The 19,143-nt window shown below is 65.8% G+C and carries 18 protein-coding genes and 1 pseudogene; 11 read left to right on the top strand and 8 right to left on the bottom strand.

Annotated features, from left to right (window positions below; genetic code table 11):
- Positions 1–13: 13 nt before the first annotated feature.
- Positions 14–1,999, bottom strand: a complete 1,986-nt coding sequence (locus RM50_RS11010; RefSeq protein WP_043452547.1) for a rhamnogalacturonan lyase — start codon at positions 1,997–1,999, stop codon at positions 14–16.
- Positions 2,000–2,265: 266 nt separating this feature from the next.
- A complete protein-coding gene (locus RM50_RS11005; RefSeq protein ID WP_043452545.1) occupies positions 2,266–2,745 on the bottom strand; it encodes an Lrp/AsnC family transcriptional regulator in 480 nt (159 codons plus the stop codon).
- Between the two features lie 83 nt (positions 2,746–2,828).
- On the opposite strand from RM50_RS11005, the gene hisC reads away from it, so the two are divergent.
- The 4 genes from hisC to RM50_RS10985 all read left to right on the top strand — a co-directional run bounded on the left by hisC (position 2,829) and on the right by RM50_RS10985 (position 6,135).
- Complete coding sequence (hisC, locus tag RM50_RS11000) at positions 2,829–3,971, top strand: histidinol-phosphate transaminase (RefSeq protein ID WP_156133865.1); 1,143 nt, start codon at positions 2,829–2,831, stop codon at positions 3,969–3,971.
- 53 nt (positions 3,972–4,024) lie between these two features.
- Complete coding sequence (locus RM50_RS10995) at positions 4,025–4,657, top strand: YitT family protein (RefSeq protein ID WP_043452544.1); 633 nt, start codon at positions 4,025–4,027, stop codon at positions 4,655–4,657.
- Between the two features lie 109 nt (positions 4,658–4,766).
- The gene (locus RM50_RS10990; protein WP_052260158.1) at positions 4,767–5,438 is read left to right on the top strand and encodes a PAS and ANTAR domain-containing protein; all 672 of its coding nucleotides are present in this window, start codon (positions 4,767–4,769) and stop codon (positions 5,436–5,438) included.
- 55 nt (positions 5,439–5,493) lie between these two features.
- Positions 5,494–6,135, top strand: coding sequence for an NADPH-dependent F420 reductase (locus RM50_RS10985; RefSeq protein WP_043452543.1), 642 nt, complete (start codon positions 5,494–5,496; stop codon positions 6,133–6,135).
- A 105-nt stretch (positions 6,136–6,240) separates the two neighbouring features.
- Here the strand turns inward: RM50_RS10985 and RM50_RS10980 are convergent, their stop codons facing one another.
- Positions 6,241–7,158: an SMP-30/gluconolactonase/LRE family protein gene (locus RM50_RS10980; protein ID WP_043452542.1), complete on the bottom strand. Its 918-nt coding sequence runs from the start codon at positions 7,156–7,158 to the stop codon at positions 6,241–6,243.
- A gap of 154 nt (positions 7,159–7,312) precedes the next feature.
- On the opposite strand from RM50_RS10980, the gene RM50_RS10975 reads away from it, so the two are divergent.
- Positions 7,313–7,663 (top strand): hypothetical protein, encoded by a 351-nt coding sequence (locus RM50_RS10975; RefSeq protein ID WP_043452541.1) that lies wholly within the window; start codon positions 7,313–7,315, stop codon positions 7,661–7,663.
- Between the two features lie 57 nt (positions 7,664–7,720).
- Here RM50_RS10975 and RM50_RS10970 read toward each other — a convergent pair whose 3' ends face one another.
- The 3 genes from RM50_RS10970 to RM50_RS10960 form a co-directional block, all read right to left on the bottom strand.
- Positions 7,721–8,653: a threonine/serine dehydratase gene (locus RM50_RS10970; protein WP_043452540.1), complete on the bottom strand. Its 933-nt coding sequence runs from the start codon at positions 8,651–8,653 to the stop codon at positions 7,721–7,723.
- Between the two features lie 2 nt (positions 8,654–8,655).
- Complete coding sequence (locus RM50_RS10965) at positions 8,656–8,919, bottom strand: hypothetical protein (RefSeq protein WP_043452539.1); 264 nt, start codon at positions 8,917–8,919, stop codon at positions 8,656–8,658.
- Positions 8,920–8,989: 70 nt separating this feature from the next.
- Complete coding sequence (locus RM50_RS10960; RefSeq protein ID WP_043452538.1) at positions 8,990–9,928, bottom strand: LysR family transcriptional regulator; 939 nt, start codon at positions 9,926–9,928, stop codon at positions 8,990–8,992.
- Positions 9,929–10,167: 239 nt separating this feature from the next.
- Between RM50_RS10960 and RM50_RS10955 the strand changes: the two genes are divergently transcribed.
- The 4 genes from RM50_RS10955 (at position 10,168) to RM50_RS10940 (ending at position 15,083) form a co-directional block, all read left to right on the top strand.
- Positions 10,168–11,286, top strand: a complete 1,119-nt coding sequence (locus tag RM50_RS10955; protein ID WP_043452537.1) for a PrpF domain-containing protein — start codon at positions 10,168–10,170, stop codon at positions 11,284–11,286.
- Positions 11,287–11,296: 10 nt separating this feature from the next.
- The gene (locus tag RM50_RS10950) at positions 11,297–12,766 is read left to right on the top strand and encodes an SLC13 family permease (protein WP_240471943.1); all 1,470 of its coding nucleotides are present in this window, start codon (positions 11,297–11,299) and stop codon (positions 12,764–12,766) included.
- A 139-nt stretch (positions 12,767–12,905) separates the two neighbouring features.
- On the top strand, positions 12,906–13,487 hold the full coding sequence (locus RM50_RS10945; protein ID WP_043452536.1) for an AAA family ATPase: 582 nt from the start codon (positions 12,906–12,908) through the stop codon (positions 13,485–13,487).
- 108 nt (positions 13,488–13,595) lie between these two features.
- Positions 13,596–15,083: a cation:dicarboxylate symporter family transporter gene (locus tag RM50_RS10940; RefSeq protein WP_043452535.1), complete on the top strand. Its 1,488-nt coding sequence runs from the start codon at positions 13,596–13,598 to the stop codon at positions 15,081–15,083.
- A 100-nt stretch (positions 15,084–15,183) separates the two neighbouring features.
- Here RM50_RS10940 and RM50_RS10935 read toward each other — a convergent pair whose 3' ends face one another.
- Positions 15,184–16,068: a hypothetical protein gene (locus RM50_RS10935; protein WP_240471942.1), complete on the bottom strand. Its 885-nt coding sequence runs from the start codon at positions 16,066–16,068 to the stop codon at positions 15,184–15,186.
- Positions 16,069–16,174: 106 nt separating this feature from the next.
- Complete coding sequence (locus RM50_RS10930) at positions 16,175–17,014, bottom strand: IclR family transcriptional regulator (RefSeq protein WP_082007054.1); 840 nt, start codon at positions 17,012–17,014, stop codon at positions 16,175–16,177.
- Between the two features lie 165 nt (positions 17,015–17,179).
- On the opposite strand from RM50_RS10930, the gene RM50_RS10925 reads away from it, so the two are divergent.
- Together RM50_RS10925 and RM50_RS10920 are read left to right on the top strand one after the other, a co-directional pair.
- Positions 17,180–18,478: an MFS transporter gene (locus RM50_RS10925; RefSeq protein ID WP_043452533.1), complete on the top strand. Its 1,299-nt coding sequence runs from the start codon at positions 17,180–17,182 to the stop codon at positions 18,476–18,478.
- Positions 18,479–18,560: 82 nt separating this feature from the next.
- Positions 18,561–19,143 (top strand): annotated as a pseudogene (locus RM50_RS10920) (HNH endonuclease signature motif containing protein); the annotation flags it as partial.

The raw sequence follows: 19,143 nt of genomic DNA, 5'->3' as shown, positions 1-19,143 counted from the left end.
TGCTGTCTGCCTCCTACTTAGTCTTGCCTGCGTAGAAGACAGCCGGCATGGCAGGCGTCTGCATCCCCTCGCCGATGAAGAAGCTGGGGTGCGGAGGCTGGTTGTAGCCCACGGTTTCACGGGCCACTGCCGTCCGGTACATGGGATCGTGCATCAGCGTGCGCAGCCGGACCTCAGTGGGTGAGGTGGTGGTGTAGATCCGGAGTTCGGTGCTGTCCGTGGACGGGAACACCAGTTCCTCACGCCAGTCACCCAGCAGGTCCGCCTGCAGGGACGGATTGCCCTTGGTGTGGTTGTTGGTGCGGGCGCCGGTGGCGGTCAGCAAGCGGTCGGTGGATTCGGTTTCCCAGTTCCACTTGGAGATGGTGGGCACCCCCATGCCGGCCTCGGCATTGAAGTCGTGGTCGACAATTTCGCGCAGCAGGTCACCGTCCCACCACGCCATGAAGTTCGCCGCCGGGATCTTGTCCGAAATCCGCTCCCCCTTGGCGGACATGAGGAAGCCGACCGGTGAGTTCCAGGCCGCGTCGCCGCCCACGGCCCAGCTTTCCGAACCCGGGAAGCGGGGGTCGATGTCCCCCGTGGCGCCGCGGCCGGTGTCCTTGGTGGCAGGGATGCTCCACAACACCTCGCCGGTGGCGGAATCCCGGAACGTGGCACCACGGTTGCCGCTGGCAGACATGCTCTCATGGACGGCAAACGTCTCCAGCCCCGGGCGGGAGGGGTCAAGGTCGCCAGTGTGGATGGCATCGCCGTGGCCCAGCTTGGTGTTGTACAGCGGGGTGCCGTCGTCGTCGATGGTCATGGAACCGAAGACAAACTCGTCCTTGCCGTCCTGGTCCACGTCCGCCACGGACAGGTTGTGGTTGCCCTGCCCCTTGTATTCGGCGCCCGCAACGTCGGAATCGAACTTCCACCTCTTGGCCAGCTTGCCGTTCACCAGGTCATAGGTGACCAGGACGGTGCGGGTGTAGTAGCCGCGGCTGAACATCATGGAGGGGTGCTCCCCGTCCAGGTAGGCCACACCCGCCAGGAAGCGGTCCACCCGGTTGCCATAGCTGTCTCCCCAGGCGGACACCGTGCCGCGGGGCGGATCGTAGGGGACGGTGTCCATGATGGTCCCGCTGGCGCCGTTGAAGACAGTGAGGAACTCCGGTCCGGCCAGCACATAGCCGGCGCTGTTGCGGTAATCCGCGGCGGGGTCGCCAATGACGGTACCGGCGGCATCCGTGGTGCCGTCAGCGGTCTTGAAGGCAACTTCCGCCTTGCCGTCACCATCGAAATCGTAGGCAAGCATCTGCGTGTAGTGGGCGCCTGCCCGGATGTTGCGGCCCAGGTCGATGCGCCACAGTTTGGTGCCGTCCATCCTGTAGGCGTCGACGTAGACGTTGCCGGTGTAGCCCGACTTGGAGTTGTCCTGGGCGTTGGAGGGGTTCCAGAGCTGGATGATCTCGTACGTGCCGTCACCGTCCAGGTCTGCCACGCTGGAGTCGTTGGCGCTGTAGGTGTAGGGCTTGCCGTCCTTGCTGACGCCGTCGGCCGGCTTGTCCAGCTTGATGGGCAGGTAGTTCTGGGCCAGCGGAGTGAACTCCGCGGTGAGCTTGTCCTGTCCATTGCCGTTGCCGACGGTCTTGATGACGTATTTCGAATCCGCCGTTCCGGCCGCGTCCACGTAGGTGGTGGTGTTGCGGATGGGCTCGTCGGTGATCTGGACTCCATCGCGGATGACGTGGAAGCCTACGCTGTCCTTGTCCAGGCCGAGCATCCGCCAGCCCAGCGTGACACCCTGGTCGGTCAGGACAGCTACCGGGGCACGGTCCAGGTTCTCCACCTGGCGGGCGGGGCCTTGACCTGTTGGTGCCGCCGGACCTGCGGGTGCGGCTGGGCCGGGATCAGCCAGCGCCAGCGGCACTCCCGTCAAGGCGAGCGCGGCCGCGGTGAGGGTGGCGGCGGGTGCGGTCTTCCACGCCCTGCCCGTCCGGCGTTTGGGGGAACACATTGAGGGGTTTGCCAAGAGAACATCTCCTTTGATGCGGCGGCAGCCTGATCTGCCGCACGACAGTTTGGAACGTTTCATTCCGCGCACAGCATCGTTCCGCGAGTGATTTCGGAGGGGATGCGAGCGGGGAGGAAAGCGCTTTCTGCCCTTTAGGTTTATCAGCGCCTGACAAATCCGGTCAAGGGTTTGACCGAAAGTGATTGGGAGAAATTGTTCTGTTGCGTTTGCGGATGGTGCTTCTCGGGCCGTTCTCGTAGGCCCGAATCCTACTTCTGAGCCGCCGCCCGGAGCAGCGGCAGGGTGCGCGTGGGCATCACTTCCACCAGTGACATGGCTGTGCTGGTACGCACGACGCCGTCAATCGCCAGCATTGCGTTGGTGACCCGGTGCAGGTCGGCCGGGTCCCTCGCGGCCACCTTCGCGAGCAGGTCGGCATCACCGGTGGTGGCATGCATCTCGATGATTTCCGGGATGTCATGCAGCGCGGCAACGGCTTGGTCGCTGGCGGACTGGCTGATGGAGATGGAGATGAAGGCGATGAGCGGCAGGCCCAGAGCTTCGGTCCGGACCCGCTGGCTGAACGGGGCCAGGCTCCCGTCCCCCGCCAACCGGCGGAGCCGGGCATGCACGGTATTGCGCGCCACTCCCAGCGCGCGGGAGAGGGACAGGACGGTGGCCTGCGGGTCCCGGTCGAGTGTGAGGAGGATCTCTGCGTCGAGGGCATCAATGAGGTGCATACTGAGCATTTTGCCACTATGAAAGGTCCTGGCGCCGGGATCTGTCCTATCAAAATCTGCTCTGTTGCGCAGGTGTCCTGTCCTGCCGCACGATGCTGTCCATGACCAGCACCTTTTCCGAAACTGCGGCGCCCGAGGTCCGCGCCGCCGTCGCCCAACTCCCCGCCTACGTGGCCGGCAAGAGCGCAGCGTCTGGGCTGACAGCCGCGCTGGCTTCGAACGAAAGCCACTTCGCCCCACTGCCCTCCGTGGTCAAGGCGATATCAGCCGAAGCGGACCGGATCCACCGGTACCCCAGCATGGGCGCGGTGGAGGCACGGGACGCCATCGCCCGCCACTTCGGCGTCAGCCCCGACGAAGTTGCCGCCGGCCCCGGGAGCTCCGGCGTGCTGCAGCAGATCATTTCCGCCGTCTGCGGCCACGGCGACGAAGTGGTGTACGCATGGCGGTCCTTCGAGGCCTACCCCATCCTGGTGGCGGTGGCCGGCGCCGTCCCGGTCCCCGTGCCGCTGCTCCCCAACGAGCACCACGACCTGGACGCCATGGCCGCTGCCATCACCGAACGCACCAGCGTGGTGATCCTCTGCTCGCCGAACAACCCCACCGGGGTGTCGATCACCCGGGAGGCCCTGGAACGATTCCTCGGGGCGGTTCCACGGCGGGTGCTGGTGGTCCTGGACGAGGCCTACATCGAATTCCAGCGCGGCGCCGGCATTGATTCGCTCGATGTCTACCGCCGCCACCCCAACCTCTGCATCCTGCGGACCTTCTCCAAAGCGTACGGACTGGCCGGCCTGCGCATCGGTTACGCCATCGCCCGCCCCAATATCGCCGAGGGCCTGCGACGCACTGCCGTTCCCTTTGGCGTCAACAGGATGGCGCAGGCGGCCGCGGTAGCCTCGCTCGCCGCGGGGGACGAAATCCTCGAGCGCACCGGGGAGGTGGCCCGCGAGCGGACCCGCGTGATCGAGGCCCTCCGCCGCTGCGGCTGGACCGTTCCTGACAGCCAGGCCAACTTCTACTGGATCCGGGCCTCCGACGCGCTTCGCACCCAGCTGCTTGAGGCCCTGGCCGGCGCCGATATCCTGGCCCGCGGTTATGCGCTGGACGGAGTCCGCATCACCCTGGCCGATGCGCGGACCAACGACCGCGTCCTTGCCGTCCTGGCCGACCGCGGGCGTTTCCTCCCGGACGCGGATGTTACGGACGCTGAAGCTCCGCAGGCGGCCAAGTGAGAACCGCCGTGGACGCTTCCGTTGCGACGGCGCCCGCTTCCCCGGGAGGGCACGTGGGGGAGCCGACGGCGGGAGGTTCCGTGCCGCCGTCGGCCGTCCGTCATTCCGTGCTTGAGGACGTCCTGGGCATTCTGACCGGTACCTTCGCGGCCTCGCTGGGGCTGTTCCTGCTCAAGTCGAGCGGGGCCGTCACGGGCGGCACGGCCGGGCTGGCGCTGCTGGTCAGCTATTCGGTGGCACTGCCGTTCGGCGTCATCTTCTTTGCCGTGAATCTGCCGTTTTTCGCCTTGGCCGTGTGGAAGAAGGGCTGGAATTTCGCGCTTCGCACCGGAGCCGCGATTGCCTTGGTCTCGCTGATGGCGAGCCTTCATCCTGCAGCGCTGGGAACGCTGGACATTGACCCCGTCTACGGCGTGCTCGGCGGAAACCTGCTCGCCGGCGTCGGGCTCCTGATCCTGTTCCGGCACCAATCGAGCCTGGGCGGCTTCAACATCATGGCCCTGCTGCTGCAGGAAAAACTGGGATGGCGCGCCGGGTACGTGCAGATGGTGCTGGACGTGGCCATCGTGCTCTCCTCACTGGCCCTCGTTCCGCCACTGCTGGTCTTGCTGTCCGCGGCCGGCGCCACCCTCCTGAACCTCGTGCTGGCGCTGAACCACCGGCCCGGCCGGTACCTGGGGGCGTAACCGTATTCCGCTTGGGGAACCGGCACGAGAAGCCGGACGTTGTTATATTCTGTTCCTTTGAAACCGGGCCAGGGGGCGGTCCGGACACAGCACGTCGAACGGCCCGCCCATGACCTCCAACAGCACTGCGACCCCAAACAGCATCGCGGTTTCCCACAGCACCTCCTCCGCCCCACCCTCGGCGGAGACTGTCAACGATTTCTACCTCAACTGCCCCACCGGCCTGGTTGAGTACTTCTTCGCGGACGGCGTCTTCCGCTGGTCGGACGACCTGTACCGCATCTACGGGTACGAGCGCGGCGATGTGGTCCCGTCCATGGACATGGCCCTTGCCCACATCGAACCAGCCGACCGGGCAGCGGTACTGGCCTTCTGGGACCGCGTCTCCGAGTCCGGCGGCCCGTCATCTGTGTACGTGTCCATCCGCGACCGGAAGGACCGGCAGCACAAGCTGATGTATTCCGCCGACTTCATCTACGAAGGAGGCGAGCCCGTCGGGGTATGGGGGGTGGTGGTGGACCTGACCCAGTCCATCCATACGGACCGCCACCAGCTGGCAACGGAAGCCGTAGCCGCATCTGCCCGCAACCGCGCCATCATCGAACAGGCCAAGGGCATCCTGATGGGCCGCACGGGAGCAACGGCTGATGAGGCCTATGAACTGATCAGTCAACAGAGCCAGGCACTCAACAAGAAGGTCTACGCGATTGCCCAGGAAATCGTGGACCGCGCAGCACGGCGTTCCCCCGGCCAACAAAACCCCCGCAGCGAACAGGACTGAAGCCGCCTTTTGGCGGATCCGAAATATCCTGGCACCGGCTGCTGTTGCCGCCCATATGACAACAATCGGAATCATCGGTGCAGGACATATTGGAAGCCAGGTTGCACGGAAGGCCGTGGAGCTGGGCTACGACGTGGTCATCAGCAACTCGCGGGGACCGGAAACCCTCCAGGACCTGGTGGCGGAGCTGGGCCCCAAGGCGCGGGCAGCCACGGCAGCCGAAGCGGCAGCGGCCGGTGACTTCGCCGTGGTTACCGTTCCGCTGAAGAACTACAAGGACATCCCGGTGGAGCCGCTGGCCGGCAAGATTGTGATCGACACCAACAACTACTACTGGGAACGGGACGGCCGGGTTCCCGCCCTGGACCAGGGGCAGGCCACCACTTCGGGCCTGCTGCAGGAACACCTCCCCCAGTCCAAGGTGGCCAAGGGCTTCAACCACATCATGGCGAAGGACATCACCACGGACGGGACTCCCGCCGGCACCCAGGACCGCCGCGCGCTGGCCACCGCCAGCGACTACCCGGAAGCCGCCGAACTGGTCACCCGCCTGTACGACGAATTCGGTTTTGACACCGTCAACGTGGGGCCGCTCTCGGAGAGCTGGCGCGTGGAGCGGGACCGCCCGGCCTACGTGGCCCGGCAAACGGCCGCCGAACTGAAGGACAACCTGGCCAAGGCGCCGCGGACCATCTAGCCGGACCATCCAGGCGGGACCATCCAGCCGGCCTGCCACTCCCAACCTGGCCAGCCGCAGGAAGCCGGCCGGCAGGAAACCCTGCCGGCCGGTTTGGTGTCCGCCCTATTTCCAGGCCGGTACCAGCACCACTTCGTACGGGCTGGGCGGCTGGTTGAACTGTGCATTGACCGCTGCGAGGGTGTCCTCCCCGAACAGCGCCACGGTAGTGGGGATATTGAAGTCGTCACTCCTGATGGTGTTCCTGACCACGGCGGAGGACAGGTCGGCGGAAAGATCAAGGCGCGTTATTTGGTTCAGCTGGTTCTGGACCGCCCAGACGTTGTCGCCCCGCACCAGGATGCCGTCCACAAACGGAACCTTGGCGCCCCTGATTTCTGCGCTCTTGCCGTTCTTTGGATTCACGGTGTACAGGGCACCGTTGACGGAGTGGGCCACAATGAGGACCTTGCCGTCAGCGGACGCGGCAATCCCGTTGAGGTTGAACCCTTCCTTAAGGTCGGCGGCCGGACCGTGGAGCTTGAGGGTCTTCACCTTGCCCAGTTCGCCGTGTTCGCCTACCGGCAGGAAGTAGAGTTCCGCGGCGGCCGAGTTGGTGAACCAGGCCCCGTCACTGGTGAGGGTGACGTCATTGATGAATCCTCCGGCAAGGTCGACGTCGGCCACCGGTTCCCCGGTGTCGGTGTTGTAGACGAACGCCTTGCCGGTGGCGGCTCCCGCCACAAACAGCAGGTGATGGCAGGTATCGGCCTTCATTCCGGCGGCGGCACGGCCGGCCGGTGCGTCGATGAAGCGGGTCGCAGTGTCCTTCCGGATGTCGCCGCGGAAAATATCGCCCGTGGTGAGTTCACCTGCATAGAACGTCTTGCCCTCCCCTGCCGCGATGCCCTCGGCGGAGGTGGCGCCGTCGAGCACTATCTCCCCTGAAGGCGGCGCGGCTCCGGCCGGAAGGGCCGTGGGGAGAAGCAGGGAGAAAGAGGCCGCAAGCCCTGCCGCGGCACGGCGGCACACTGTTTGGCGCATGCTGGTTCCTTAGTCTGGTTGCTGCGCGCGGGGCCATCTGCGGAAGCTCCGCACGATTGGTGCTGCCAGTTTAAGCGCAGGTGGGACGCTTGCGAAGGCAAGGGGGTACCCAATCTGCTTACAATCGAAACCTCTGACCACTACCGAGGGACCCATGAAGAAATTCGCCACAGCCCTGTTTGCCGCCGGCCTCGTAGCTTCCGCCACGGCCTGCTCCGCCACGCACCAACTGTCCACCGCCGAAACCTGCGAGCGGATCCAGGCCGTTGTGTCGAACCCCGCCAACAACGCCGGCAAGACGGGCATGAACAACCTCGCCAACCAGATCCGGCCCATCCACGCGGTGGCCTCGAACGACCTCAAGCCCGCTCTCGCTTCGATCCTCGCCTACACGGACGAGCAGGCCAAGGAAAACCCGGACAAGGACAAGCTCGCTGACCTGCAGTCCGGTTACCAGGAAGCCGGCAGCACCTACAGCAAGTTCTGCGGCCAGGCCGGCGGCTAAACAACCCTGCGAATCGGCCGGCCGCCTGCGGGACAGGCGGCCGGCCCTCCTTTTGGCCTAGAGCGTGGCCGGGTCGGTGTTGGCGCCGCACAGAATGACGGCGACGCGTTCATCCTCCCGGGGCACGTACGCACCCGAGGCCAGGGCAGCGTAGGCGGCCGCAGCGCCGTGCTCCACCACGATCCGGTAGTCGTTCCACAGCGCGGAGCGCGCGGCTACGATCTGTTCGTCCGTCACCAGGACGCTTTCGACGCCGCAGCGGAGCGCCACCGAGAATCCGATGTCGCCTATGCGGCGGGCACCCAGGGAGTCCGCCGCGACGCCGGAAACGGCGACGTCCACCGGTTCCCCCGCCGCCAAAGCGGCATGCAGGGTGGGCGCGGTTGCCGGTTCCACTGCCACGACTTTGGCGGAGCCTTCGACGGCGGCGGCCACTCCGGCCATCAGCCCGCCACCGCCCACGGCCACCAGGATGGTGTCTACGTCCGGCACCTGTTCGAGCAGCTCTGTTCCAACTGTTCCTGCCCCGGCGGCGATTTCCGGCTGGTCATAGGCGTGGCAGTAGACCGCGCCGGTTTCTTCCGCGCGGGCCACGGCGGCCTGGTAGGCCGCGGCGTACTCGGCTCCGCCCTGGACCACCGTGGCCCCGATGGCCTTCAGCTTGGCGACCTTGACGGCGGGGGCGGCCTCAGGAACGAAGACCGTGGCCGGCACCCCCAGCTGGGCGGCAGCATAGGCGTTGGCCAGCCCGGCGTTTCCACCTGATGCCACCACCACCCCCACATCGGCGCGGAGTTCCCCGCGCTCCTTGCTGGCCATGATGCGGTTAAGGGCACCCCTGGCCTTGAACGTGCCGGTGTGCTGCATGAATTCGCATTTGAACCACACTTCGCCCTGGACGCCATTGGCATCTGCCGCCAAAACCGGGGTCCGGCGGATCAGCCCTGCGGTCCTGCGTGCCGCCTGGTCGACGTCGTCCCGTGTGATCATGCTCAGACTTCGTCGTCCCAGGTACCGGGCTCCCCCAGCGCCTCTTCCGGCTTGTGCTCCGGGGCACCGTCTTCGCCTCCCACGTACGAGGCCGGCACCATCCCGGCGGCATGGGCCTGCTGTTCCTCACGGATATTTGCTGCGCCGTGCTGTTCCGGGTGCTGGCCGGACTGGGGCGCCTTGGCGGCCTGGTCCGCGGCCTCATCGGGGTCGCCGGGCCCCCGGAGGTCTGCTGCGTTCTGGGGGTCGTCACTGGAAACGGTCATAGTCCTGCCTTTCACCTGGGAACTGCTGTGCGCGGCCGGAATAGGACCCCGCCGGCTTCCAGCCTACGGTCTAGAGATAGTCGCCGGCCCGTTCCCGCGCTATTTCCAGCAGGGTTGAGTGGAAGGCCACCTCGGCCGGAGCGTAGACCTTGTCCTGGCGCTGTGCCAGTAATACCCGGCGAAGCGGCGCTGCCTCACCGAGGCTGAGTACCCGCACGTCAGGATGCTGGAGTGCCACTGCCGTCTTGGGAACCATCGCCACTCCCATGCCCACGCTGACCATGGCCTGCGCTTCCTGGTAGTCGTTGGCCTGGAACGCAATGGCCGGTTCAAACCCGGCGTCGTGGGCGGACCTCTGCAACACCTCCACCACAGGATGGGCCTCCGCCCGCACGATCCATGATTCGTTCCGGAGGTCCTCCATGCTGACCTGCTTCCGGCCTTCCAGCCGGTGCCCGCGGGCCACCAGGACCACAGTGCTCTCACGGAATACCTCCGTGACGCGGATGGCATCATCGTGGAACGGATTCCAGGGGTAGTCCCACAGCAGGCACAAGCCGGTAACCCCTGATTCGAGGTCCGCCACGAGTTCGTCGAAGCGGGCGCTGCGCAGGGACAGGCCTATCGACGGGTACCGCTTCTTGAAGGCACGGATCACGATGGGCAGGAATGACCCTGCCAGGGTGGGAAAGGTCCCCACCGTCAGCGAGCCACGGTTGAGTCCCGCCAGCTGGTTCAGGTCCGACTGCGCGGCGTGCATTTGCCGCACGATCTTGCGCGCGTGGCCCGCAAGCATTTGTCCGGCCTCCGTGGGCACCACGCCCCGGGAACGGCGGTTCAGCAGCGGCTGGCCCACTTCCTGTTCCAGTTTCCTGAGTTGCTGCGAGACGGCCGAGGGGCTGTACATCTTCAACTCGGCCGCCGCGGTAATGGATCCCTGCTCCACCACCTCCAGCAGCAGCGCAAGCCGCCGGATATCGAACAAATACTCCTCATCATCGTGAAGCAACTCTTCATCCTTCCCTCGATGTGGTTCATTGCCTGAAGATTTGCGGCGGTTCGCGGTACCAGGCGGGCTTACAGGCGGCTCAACGCCGGATTCGGGCGTCCACCTCTCCGCTCTAGGGCAGTGATTGAAGCAATGCTACATGCCTCTTCAATTATTGAACATTGTCTTAATTTGTGACCTGGCTCATTCTCGAAACAGGCGCCGACCGGAAACCAGGCACAAGGAGATGTGGGACAACAATGAGGTTTGAAGCGGAATGGATGCGCGGGGGCACCAGCAAGTGCTGGGTATTCGAGGCCGAACACCTTCAGGAAGGCGGCGCCGGCCTGGACGAGCTGCTGCCGCGGCTGTTCGGCAGTCCCGATTCCCGGCAGATCGACGGCGTGGGCGGGGCCACTTCCACCACCAGTAAGGCCGTGATCCTGCACCGGCCGGCCGGGGACGGGGTGGACATCGAGTTCACCTTCGCACAGGTGGGCATCGAAGAAGCGGCCGTCGACTGGGGCAGCAACTGCGGCAACTGCTCGGCAGTAGTTGGTCTTTATGCCATCGAGAAAGGCTGGGTGGTCCCCGACGGCGACATGACGCGCGTCGTCACCCGGAACACCAACACAGGCCAGATCATCGTGCAGCGGGTTGCCACTCCGGACGGTTCGCTGCCGGAGGTCCCGGCTGCAAACATGCCCGGCGTTCCCTTCCCCGGACACCTGGTGGGCCTGGGTTTCCACGACCCTGCGGGCAAGACCACCGGAGCGCTCCTGCCCACCGGTGCAGCAGTGGACACCATCAGCGCCGGAGGAAAGAACTGGACTGTTTCGATGGTGGACGCCGGAGCCCCGGTAGTCATGGTCCGGGCCGGGGAACTGGGCCTCGATCCGGCGCGGTTCGACAGCTGGACGTCCGGCGTGGAACAGCAGCTCGACGTCCTGGAACAGGTCCGCCGCCAGGCGGCGGTGCGGATGGGCCTGGCGTCCACCGCAGCCGGTGCGGCGCGGGCGATACCCAAGCTCGCCGTCGTCGGGGCTCCTGCCGGAACGGACCCCGCGTGCGATGTCAACGTCATGATGCTCTCCATGGGCAAGCCGCACCCCGCCCTGGCCATCACGGGAAGCATCGCCCTGACCCTGGCGGCACGGACGCCGGGAACCGTCCTGCATGCCATCACCGGCGCACCCCGTGGCGCCACGCTGCACCTGCGCACCCCGGCCGGGGTGATCGAGACATGGACCGAGGAACTGGACGGAAGCCTGCTCGTCGGCGTCGACCGCACTGCCCGCACCATCGCCACCACCATCATCCATCTCCCCGGGGTTTCCGGCAGCGCCGCCGCTGCCTCCCTCGCGGGCGCTACCCTCTAAGGAGGCCACCATGGCCAAGACTGTCCTGACCAAAGACTCGCCTGGCACTGACGGGGAGCGCACTGCAGCGCCCGCAGTGGAAACGCCGGAGGGGCGACCAGCACGCTCTTCCTCCCGGCGTCGTATCCTGCTGTGGACGGTGGCCGGCGTGGCCATCCTGGGGGCGCTTGCCCTCGTTCTCGGCGGCATGCTCAACCCGGCGGCCGCCCCGAACCCGGAGCCCTCCATGACTGCTGTCCAGATCATCCCGCTGGTAATACTGGTGGTGATGTTCGTCGTCGCCACCAAGTGGCCGCTGAACATCGGCGTGATGGGGCTGGTGGCGTCCTTCGGCGTCGGCTACTTCATGCTGGGGATGTCGGACAAGCAGATCCTCGACGAGTTCCCGGCCAGCATCGTCCTGACCATCATCGGTGTCACCTACTTCTTCAGCATGGCGCAGCGGAACGGCACCATCGACATCATCGTCAAGGGCTGTGTCCGGATGGTCCGCGGCAAGACGCTGCTGCTGCCGTGGGTGTTCTTCCTGATCGCCGCCGCACTGACCTCGCTCGGAACCTTCTCGCCCGCCGCCATCGCACTGCTCGCTCCCGCAGCCATCGGATTCGCCTACGAATCGCGCATCCATCCGGTCGTCATGGGCGCGTTCATCATCAACGACGCCCACGCCGGCGGGTTCTCCCCCCTGTCCGTTGCCGGCGTGCTGGTGCATGACATCGCACTGAAGAACGATTTCCTCATCTCCCAAGGCGGCCTGTTCATCGCCAGCTTCGCCCTGAACCTCATCCTCTCGGTGCTGACCATCGTCCTGTTCGCCCTGATCGGCAAGCTGCGTGACGGCGCTTCCGGCCAGCACGTTGATGTTGACACCTCCACCGGACGCCCCCACGGCCAGCAGGTCCTGACCCTGGCCCTGATCGCGGTGATGCTGGTGTGCACCCTCGGCTTCCACATGCCCATCGGGTTCGTGGCACTGTCTGCCGGCCTCCTGCTCGCGTTCGTCAACATCAAGGAACACAAGACCTTCATCGGCGGTATTTCCTGGTCCACTGTCCTGCTGGTTGCCGGCATGATCACTTACGTTTCCCTGCTGCAGCACGTAGGCGTCATCGACACCCTGGCCGAGCAGGCCCTGGCCCTGGGTGCGCCGCTGCTGATCGCCCTCGTCCTCTGCTACGTGATCGGCATCGGGTCCGCATTCGCCTCCTCCACCGCGTTGCTGACCGCCTTCATCCCGATGGCCGGACCCCTGCTGGCCACCAGCTCCCTCAGCGCCTCCGGAACGGTAGCGGCGCTGGCCATCGCGGCCACCGTCGTCGACGTTTCCCCGTTCTCCACGGACGGCGCACTGGTAGTGGCCAATGCTCGCGAAGACGACCGGCAGCGCGTCTACAAGCAACTGATGTTCTATGCCGGCGGCGTCGTGCTGGTGGCTCCGGCCCTGGCCTGGGCACTGCTGGTACCCACCGGCATCATGTAACCCAACGTTTCCCCCGGGGCGGCCCGTCAGCATCTGCTGGCGGGCCGCCCTGCTGTGGGCGCCCGGCCGCCGCCTGGACGGGGGACGTTAGGCCCCTGCCCTGCGTTAAAACGGACACGGATCAGCGGGAGGAGGCCGGATGATCATTGTCCTGACTGGTATCGACGGATCAGGGAAGTCGACGGCGGCCCGCGCTTTGGTTGCCGACGTGAGGGCCCGTGGCGGCAGGGCCCTGTTGCTCAACAACCATGCAGGCCGTCGGGTCATGTCAGTGCTGGCGGCCCGGCTGGGAGTGCAGCTTCCTCCCAAGGTGGCTGACGCCGTCGAAACCGTACTTCGGGTTGGCAACGTGCTCGTCTCGCACCTGCGCGCCTGCCGTTTCGACGGGGTGGTGGTCATGGACCGGCACCTGCATTGCCAGCTGGCCCTGCGGCTCGCGAAAGGCCTTCCCCGCGGGCGGTTCCTCCCCTGGTTGTTGTCCCGCCTGCCGGCACCTGCTGCCATCTGCCACCTGGACATCGAGCCGGACGTGGCACACCGCAGGATTGTTGCCCGCGGGACTGATTCGGAAAGCCTCGAAGACCTTGAAGCCTTTGCCTCCGGATACCGGAACCTGACGGAATACGTGGAATTCGTCAAGGTGGACGCCTCCGCAGCGCCGGACCAGGTGCTGGAGCAGCTGGTGTCCCTGGCGTCCACGCCAGTCACAAAGCGCAGCTAGGCTTCCACATTGCGGAATTTGGTTTTCCTCTTGCGGAATAACTGTGACGAGGATTACTTTGGAAACAGCCCCGCAAACGGGCTGTTCCCAATTGATAGGCAAAGGTCAATGAAGATCCCAAACCCTGAGGCACTGAAGGCGAGTTCGGTGCCCGCGAAGAGGAAGCCGCTGTACAAGTCGCTCTTCTTCCAGATTCTGATCGCCGTCGTGGCAGGTGTCCTCATCGGGCATTTCTGGCCGGACCTCGGAGCACAACTGAGGCCGCTCGGAGATGGCTTCATCAAACTCATCAAGATGATCATCGCGCCGCTGATCTTCCTGGTGATCGTTACCGGAATTTCGGCCGTTGGCGACGTCAAAGCGGTTGGAAGGGTTGGGGTCAAGGCCCTGCTCTACTTCACGGCAGCAACACTGTTCGCCCTGGTCTTCGGATTGATCGTCGGAAACATCGTCCAGCCGGGCGCCGGCCTGAACATCGACCCGGCAACACTCTCCCAGGCAGACCTGGACGCGAAGACCGGTTCGGCGGCCCCCAAGGACGCCGCATCCTTCATCCTCGACATCATTCCCGCCAGCGTCATCGGGGCGTTCGCCAGCAACAGCCTCCTGCAGGTCCTCTTCTTCTCGGTCTTCTTCGGTGCCGCGATTGTGGTTATCGGGCGCGAAAAGTGCATGCCGGTCATCAACGTCATGGAAACCGTCCTCGAACTGATCTTCAAGATCATGGCCTGGATTATGAAGGTCGCACCCATCGGCGCGTTCGGAGCCATGGCGTTCATCATCGGCCAGTACGGGCTGGACACGCTGGGCACCTACGCGGTCCTGATTGCCGCCTGCTACGGCGCGGCGCTGGTCTTCATCGGCCTGCTCTTTGTCGTGGCCTGGGGATTTGCCCGGGTGCCGCTCTGGCAGTTCCTGAAGTACACCCGGGAAGAATTCCTCCTGGCGCTGGGTACGGCGTCAACCGAGGCAGTGATGCCCCGGATCATGACCAAGCTGACCAACGCGGGCTGCTCGCGCGCCACCACTGGGCTGGTGGTCCCCACGGGCTACTCCTTCAACCTGGACGGCGCGGCAATCTACCTGTCCATCTCCCTGCTCTTCCTGGCCCAGGCCTTTGGCCACAACCTTGACCTTGGCCAGCAACTGGCCGCCCTCGGGGTGCTCCTGCTGACATCCAAGGGCATGGCCGGCGTGCCCGGTTCATCCTTCCTTGCCCTCTCGGCAACCGCCGCAGCGCTCGGCATCTTCCCGGTGGCCGGCGTCGCGCTCCTCCTGGGCGCAGACCGGCTCATGGACTCGATGCGCGTGGTGGTCAACCTGCTGGGCAACTGCGTGGCCACGTTCATCGTCTCCAAATGGGAGGGACAGTTCGACCGCAGTGTCATGCTGCGCGCCTTCAACGGTGAGATCACCAACCACGACTCCGCGATCCTGCTCGGCAAAGAGGAGGATTTCGAAGGCCAGGAATTGAAGCGGCTTTCCGAGGGCCAGGACCCCTCTCCCAAGTTCAGCGGCGCCCCCACCCGGGAGGTAGTTGCAGAACTTCCCGCCGACAACGCCGCCCGGGCCGGGCTGGGCAGCAAGGCCAAGTAGGCAGCCTGCTGCGCGCACACGCCAAGGGGTGGGCCGGGACTGAACAGTCCCGGCCCACCCCTTTCGCTTCCATGCCAGGGTGCCGGCAGGGCAGGCGCCCTCAGCGCGAGGCGCTCGGCGAGGCCGACGACGAGGCGCCGCTGCCCGAGGACATCGTCGCCGAAGAGGTGGACGATGCGGTTGGCGACGCGGTTGACGACGCCGAACTGCTCGGAGAGGACATGCCCGACGAGCCGGATGATCTGGTTGCTGAAGCGCTGGACGTCGAGCCGCTTTCAGCCTTCTTCAGCACGTCGTTGATCAGGTCCTCAAGCTCCTTCTTGTCCTTGTCCCCCAGATCGGTTCCGCTCTTGGTGGCAACCACCAGGAGACGTCCCTGCGCGGCCGAAACCTGCATCAGCTCCTGCTGGTTGTCACCGCTGCGGGTGCTGACGGTGGCGAAGGTCTTGTCCGCGTCCGTGTCCGCCTGGAGTTCCTGGCTGGATACTTCGTACTTCTGCCCCAGCGCGGAGACCGAGAACTTGGCACACTGGTCCATCTTGCCGCTGATGTCATTGAGCGTCTTGACGGCGTCAGGGCCTTCGCTGCCGGACTGGGCGGACAAGGTGCGGGGCTGGTTGCCCTCGGACAGCGCCACGGCAACGTCACCGCTTTCCACCTTGTCCAGCAAACCGGCAGTGGCGATGTCCTTGCAGTCCTTGGGATCAATGGTTGCGGTGCTCATCAGCAGGTTGGCGATGTTCCCGCCCTGGTCAACCTGCTCCTTCGAGTAGAGCTTCAGTTCATTGCCGTCGGCGTCCTTCATGCCTGAAATGAGATTGCGGAGCTCATCCTCCGAATACACCTTCGCACTCGCCGACGGGCTGGCGGAGGCCGAGGCCGACGTCGTTCCTGACGGACTGGCAGTACCGCTGCCGCCTCCCGAGCAGCCGGCCAGTGCCAGCATTGCCGCAGTCACCACTCCAAGCGCAGATACTTTCCGCATCAGGTTCACCCTCCCAAAATAGACAGCATGCTTAGTGTTTCCACTGTAAAGGGTGAGGGCAGGTGACGAAAATACCCGATCGGAATCTTTGCGGCAGAGACGCTGTTCACCCGCCCCGGCGTCGAACATCCTGCACTTGTGGATGCCGCCAGGCCCCGCTGGCTTTCATCTGGTGGCCAAGGCTCCGGGAGATAGCCCGGGCGGCTGCCCGGACGAGCGGGACCAATTCGTGCGCAGGCGTCTCAGCATCGGGCACCACGATGGACAACGCGGCCGCCACACCGCCGTCCGCCCCGTGGATGGGCGCCGCCACCGAGACCGTGCGGGAGGGATGCTTTCTTCGAACGACGGCGACGCCGGACTGCTTTACCTCCGCAAGGACAGCGCGGAGCCGCCCGGCGGCAAGGGTGCCCAGCCCTAATTCGGGCACCGCGGGATCCTCCAGCAGTTCCTGCAGCAGCTCCGGTCCGGCGTTGGCAAGAAGGACCTGGCCGACGGCGGTGGTCCGCAGGGGCATTCGGCCTCCCACACGGTAGGCCACCTCAGTCGCCGTCCGGGAGGAGAGCCTGTCGATCAGGACCGCGTCCCGTCCTTCGAGAACGGAGAGCAGGACATGGTGCCGCGTCACTTCGTACAGGTCCTCCAGGTAAGGCAGAGCGATCTGACGCACCCCATGGCCCCGGGGCGAGAGCGAGGCAATCTCCCACAGGCGCACCCCCACCACATAACGGCCGTCCTCAAGGCGTTCCAGCGCGCCCCACTCCGTCAAGTGCCGGACCAGCCTTAAGGCGGTGGCGGGAGCGAGGCCGGCCAGGCGGGACAGCTCAGACAGGTTCAGGGCGCGGCGCTGTTCGGTGAACTGTGCCAGCAGGCTGAGGGCCCGCACCACCACCGGCTGGCCCACAAGGTCCCGGCCTTCCCTGGCAGCACGTCCTGCTCCCGCCACCGCATCTCCCTTCGGTTCCCTTCCTTCCAGCCTGGCTTCTGTGCTCTGCACCACAAACTGCAGTTTCACTCAGTGAAAAGCACGATTTCTGCGCGGTTTGGCGGCGGGCAGGCTGTTGGACAACAGCCGGAGCCAACCGGCGCCACTATCCGATTGGAATCAACGATGAACTCCAATGCCCCAAGGAAGTCCCTGGCCGCTATCTTCGTGCTGTGCTGGCTGGGTCTCCTCGCCGATGGCTATGACCTTTACGTCTACGGCGCCACGCTGCCCGGACTGATAGGACGCCCACCGTATAACGCCACACCTGCCGCAGCCGGCGCCGTGGGTTCAATCGCCCTGGTGGGGATGCTGCTCGGCTCCCTGATCGTCGGTACGCTGACGGACCGGCTTGGCCGGCGCAGGATTTTCGTCAGCGCGCTGGCACTGTTTTCGCTTGCCATGCTGGCCTGCTCCGTGGCCCCGACGTGGGAGCTGTTCGCAGCGTTCCGCTTTATCGCCTGCTTCGGCGTGGGCGGACTGCTTCCGACGGCGGTGGCACTCACCAACGAGTTCGCCCCACCCGGCCGGAAGTCCCTGGTGCTGGGCGCAGTCCTCACGGGACCCGCCGTCGGAACGGTGATCGCATCCCTGAGTTCACTGACATTGCTGGAATCCAGCGGCTTCCGTCCGGTCTACGCCATTGGTGCCGCTGGGCTCCTCATCACTCCCTTCGCCTGGGTCCTGCTGCCGGAGTCGCCGTCGTTCCTTCGGACGCAGCGCCGCACTGCCGAGGCGGACAGGATCGAGGACGCCTACGGCCTGCCCCGCACCACCGATGCCCCGGCGTCGGCCCTCCGCACCTCCCCCACCCGCGCACTGTTCGCCAACGGGACAACCCGCACCACCGTGTTGCTCTGGGCGGTCACCGTCCTGAGCCTGCTGACCATCTTTGGTGTGAGCACCTGGTTGCCGCAGATCATGCGCACGGCAGGCTTCGGCGTCGGATCCTCTGTGTCTTTCCTGCTCGCCTACTCCGTGGGGGCCGTCGTCGGCACCGTGTTGGCATCCGTCGCCAGCCAGAAGGTGGGCCCGAGGCCGCTGGTAGTTACCGGATTCGTCAGCGCCGCGGCGGCCCTGCTGCTGATGGCCTTCAATCCGCCGGCCGCGCTCATGACTGTCCTGGCCGCCGTCGCCGGCTTTGGCGGGCTGGGAACGCAGAACATGATCAACGACTACATCGCCCAGTTCTACCCGGCGGCCACCCGGGCCACCGGCCTTGGCTGGGCCCTTGCCGTCGGCAGGCTGGGTGCCATCGCCGGGCCTTCCTACGGTGCGCTGCTGGTTGGCTTTGGTGGCGGGGTGCCGGTTGCCGCGATGGCGTTTGCGGCGCCGGCGCTGCTCGGCGCCGTTTTGATGTTTGCCCTGCGCGCCAAGGCTTCAAGGGTGCCTGCGCCGGCGCCGGACACAGAAATGGTGGCCTGACAGTGCCGGGCTTCCGGGCCCATGGCGGCCCTGCACCCTGGTTTCAGTGCTCAATGTCGGACCCTCGTTGGATGATGTGGGTATGGGAGTCGGCAGCGGTGTTGGGGTTGTGACGGAGGGTGTTTCTGCCTCTGTTGCCGCTCTTCGCGCGCTGGACCGGGAGGATGCTGCTTTGGCTTCCGGCGCTGATGCTGGCAGTGATCTGGATGTGTTGCAGCGGCGGTATGAGCTCCGGCTGGAACGGCTGGAGGTGGTGAAGCGGCTGGAGGGCCGGCTCGCCGCGGTGAAAGCGCGCGATGTTGCCGACGCTGTTGAGTTCCAGCAGGCGATGCTGGCCCCGGACCCGCCGGTGCAGGAGCGCACCTTTGCGGCGATGTCGGCCGTGGAGGAGATCGCCGGGGTCCTGACCATCAGCTCCGCCGCGGCAGGTGGTTTGGTGGAGCAGTCCCGCCGGGTCTGCTCCCTGCCGCCGGTCCTGGACGCCCTGGCCGCCGGTGAGATGTCCTGGCAGCACGCCCGCATTGTGGCGGACGAAACCGAAGGCCTCACCCCGGCCGGGGCCGCAGGGTTGGTGGCGCACTTCTTCGACCCTGCCGCGCCCACCCCGGCCCGCGGCGCCGCACCCGGCGAGCTCGTGCCCTCCCGGTTCCGGGCCAAGGTCCGGT

Origin of the sequence: Pseudarthrobacter phenanthrenivorans (assembly GCF_000813845.1) — a bacterium.
In the GTDB taxonomy this organism is placed as follows: Bacteria; Actinomycetota; Actinomycetes; order Actinomycetales; family Micrococcaceae; genus Arthrobacter; species Arthrobacter phenanthrenivorans_B.
The sequence above is the reverse complement of the archived record's forward strand: the minus strand, read 5'-3'. Positions and strand labels throughout refer to the sequence as shown.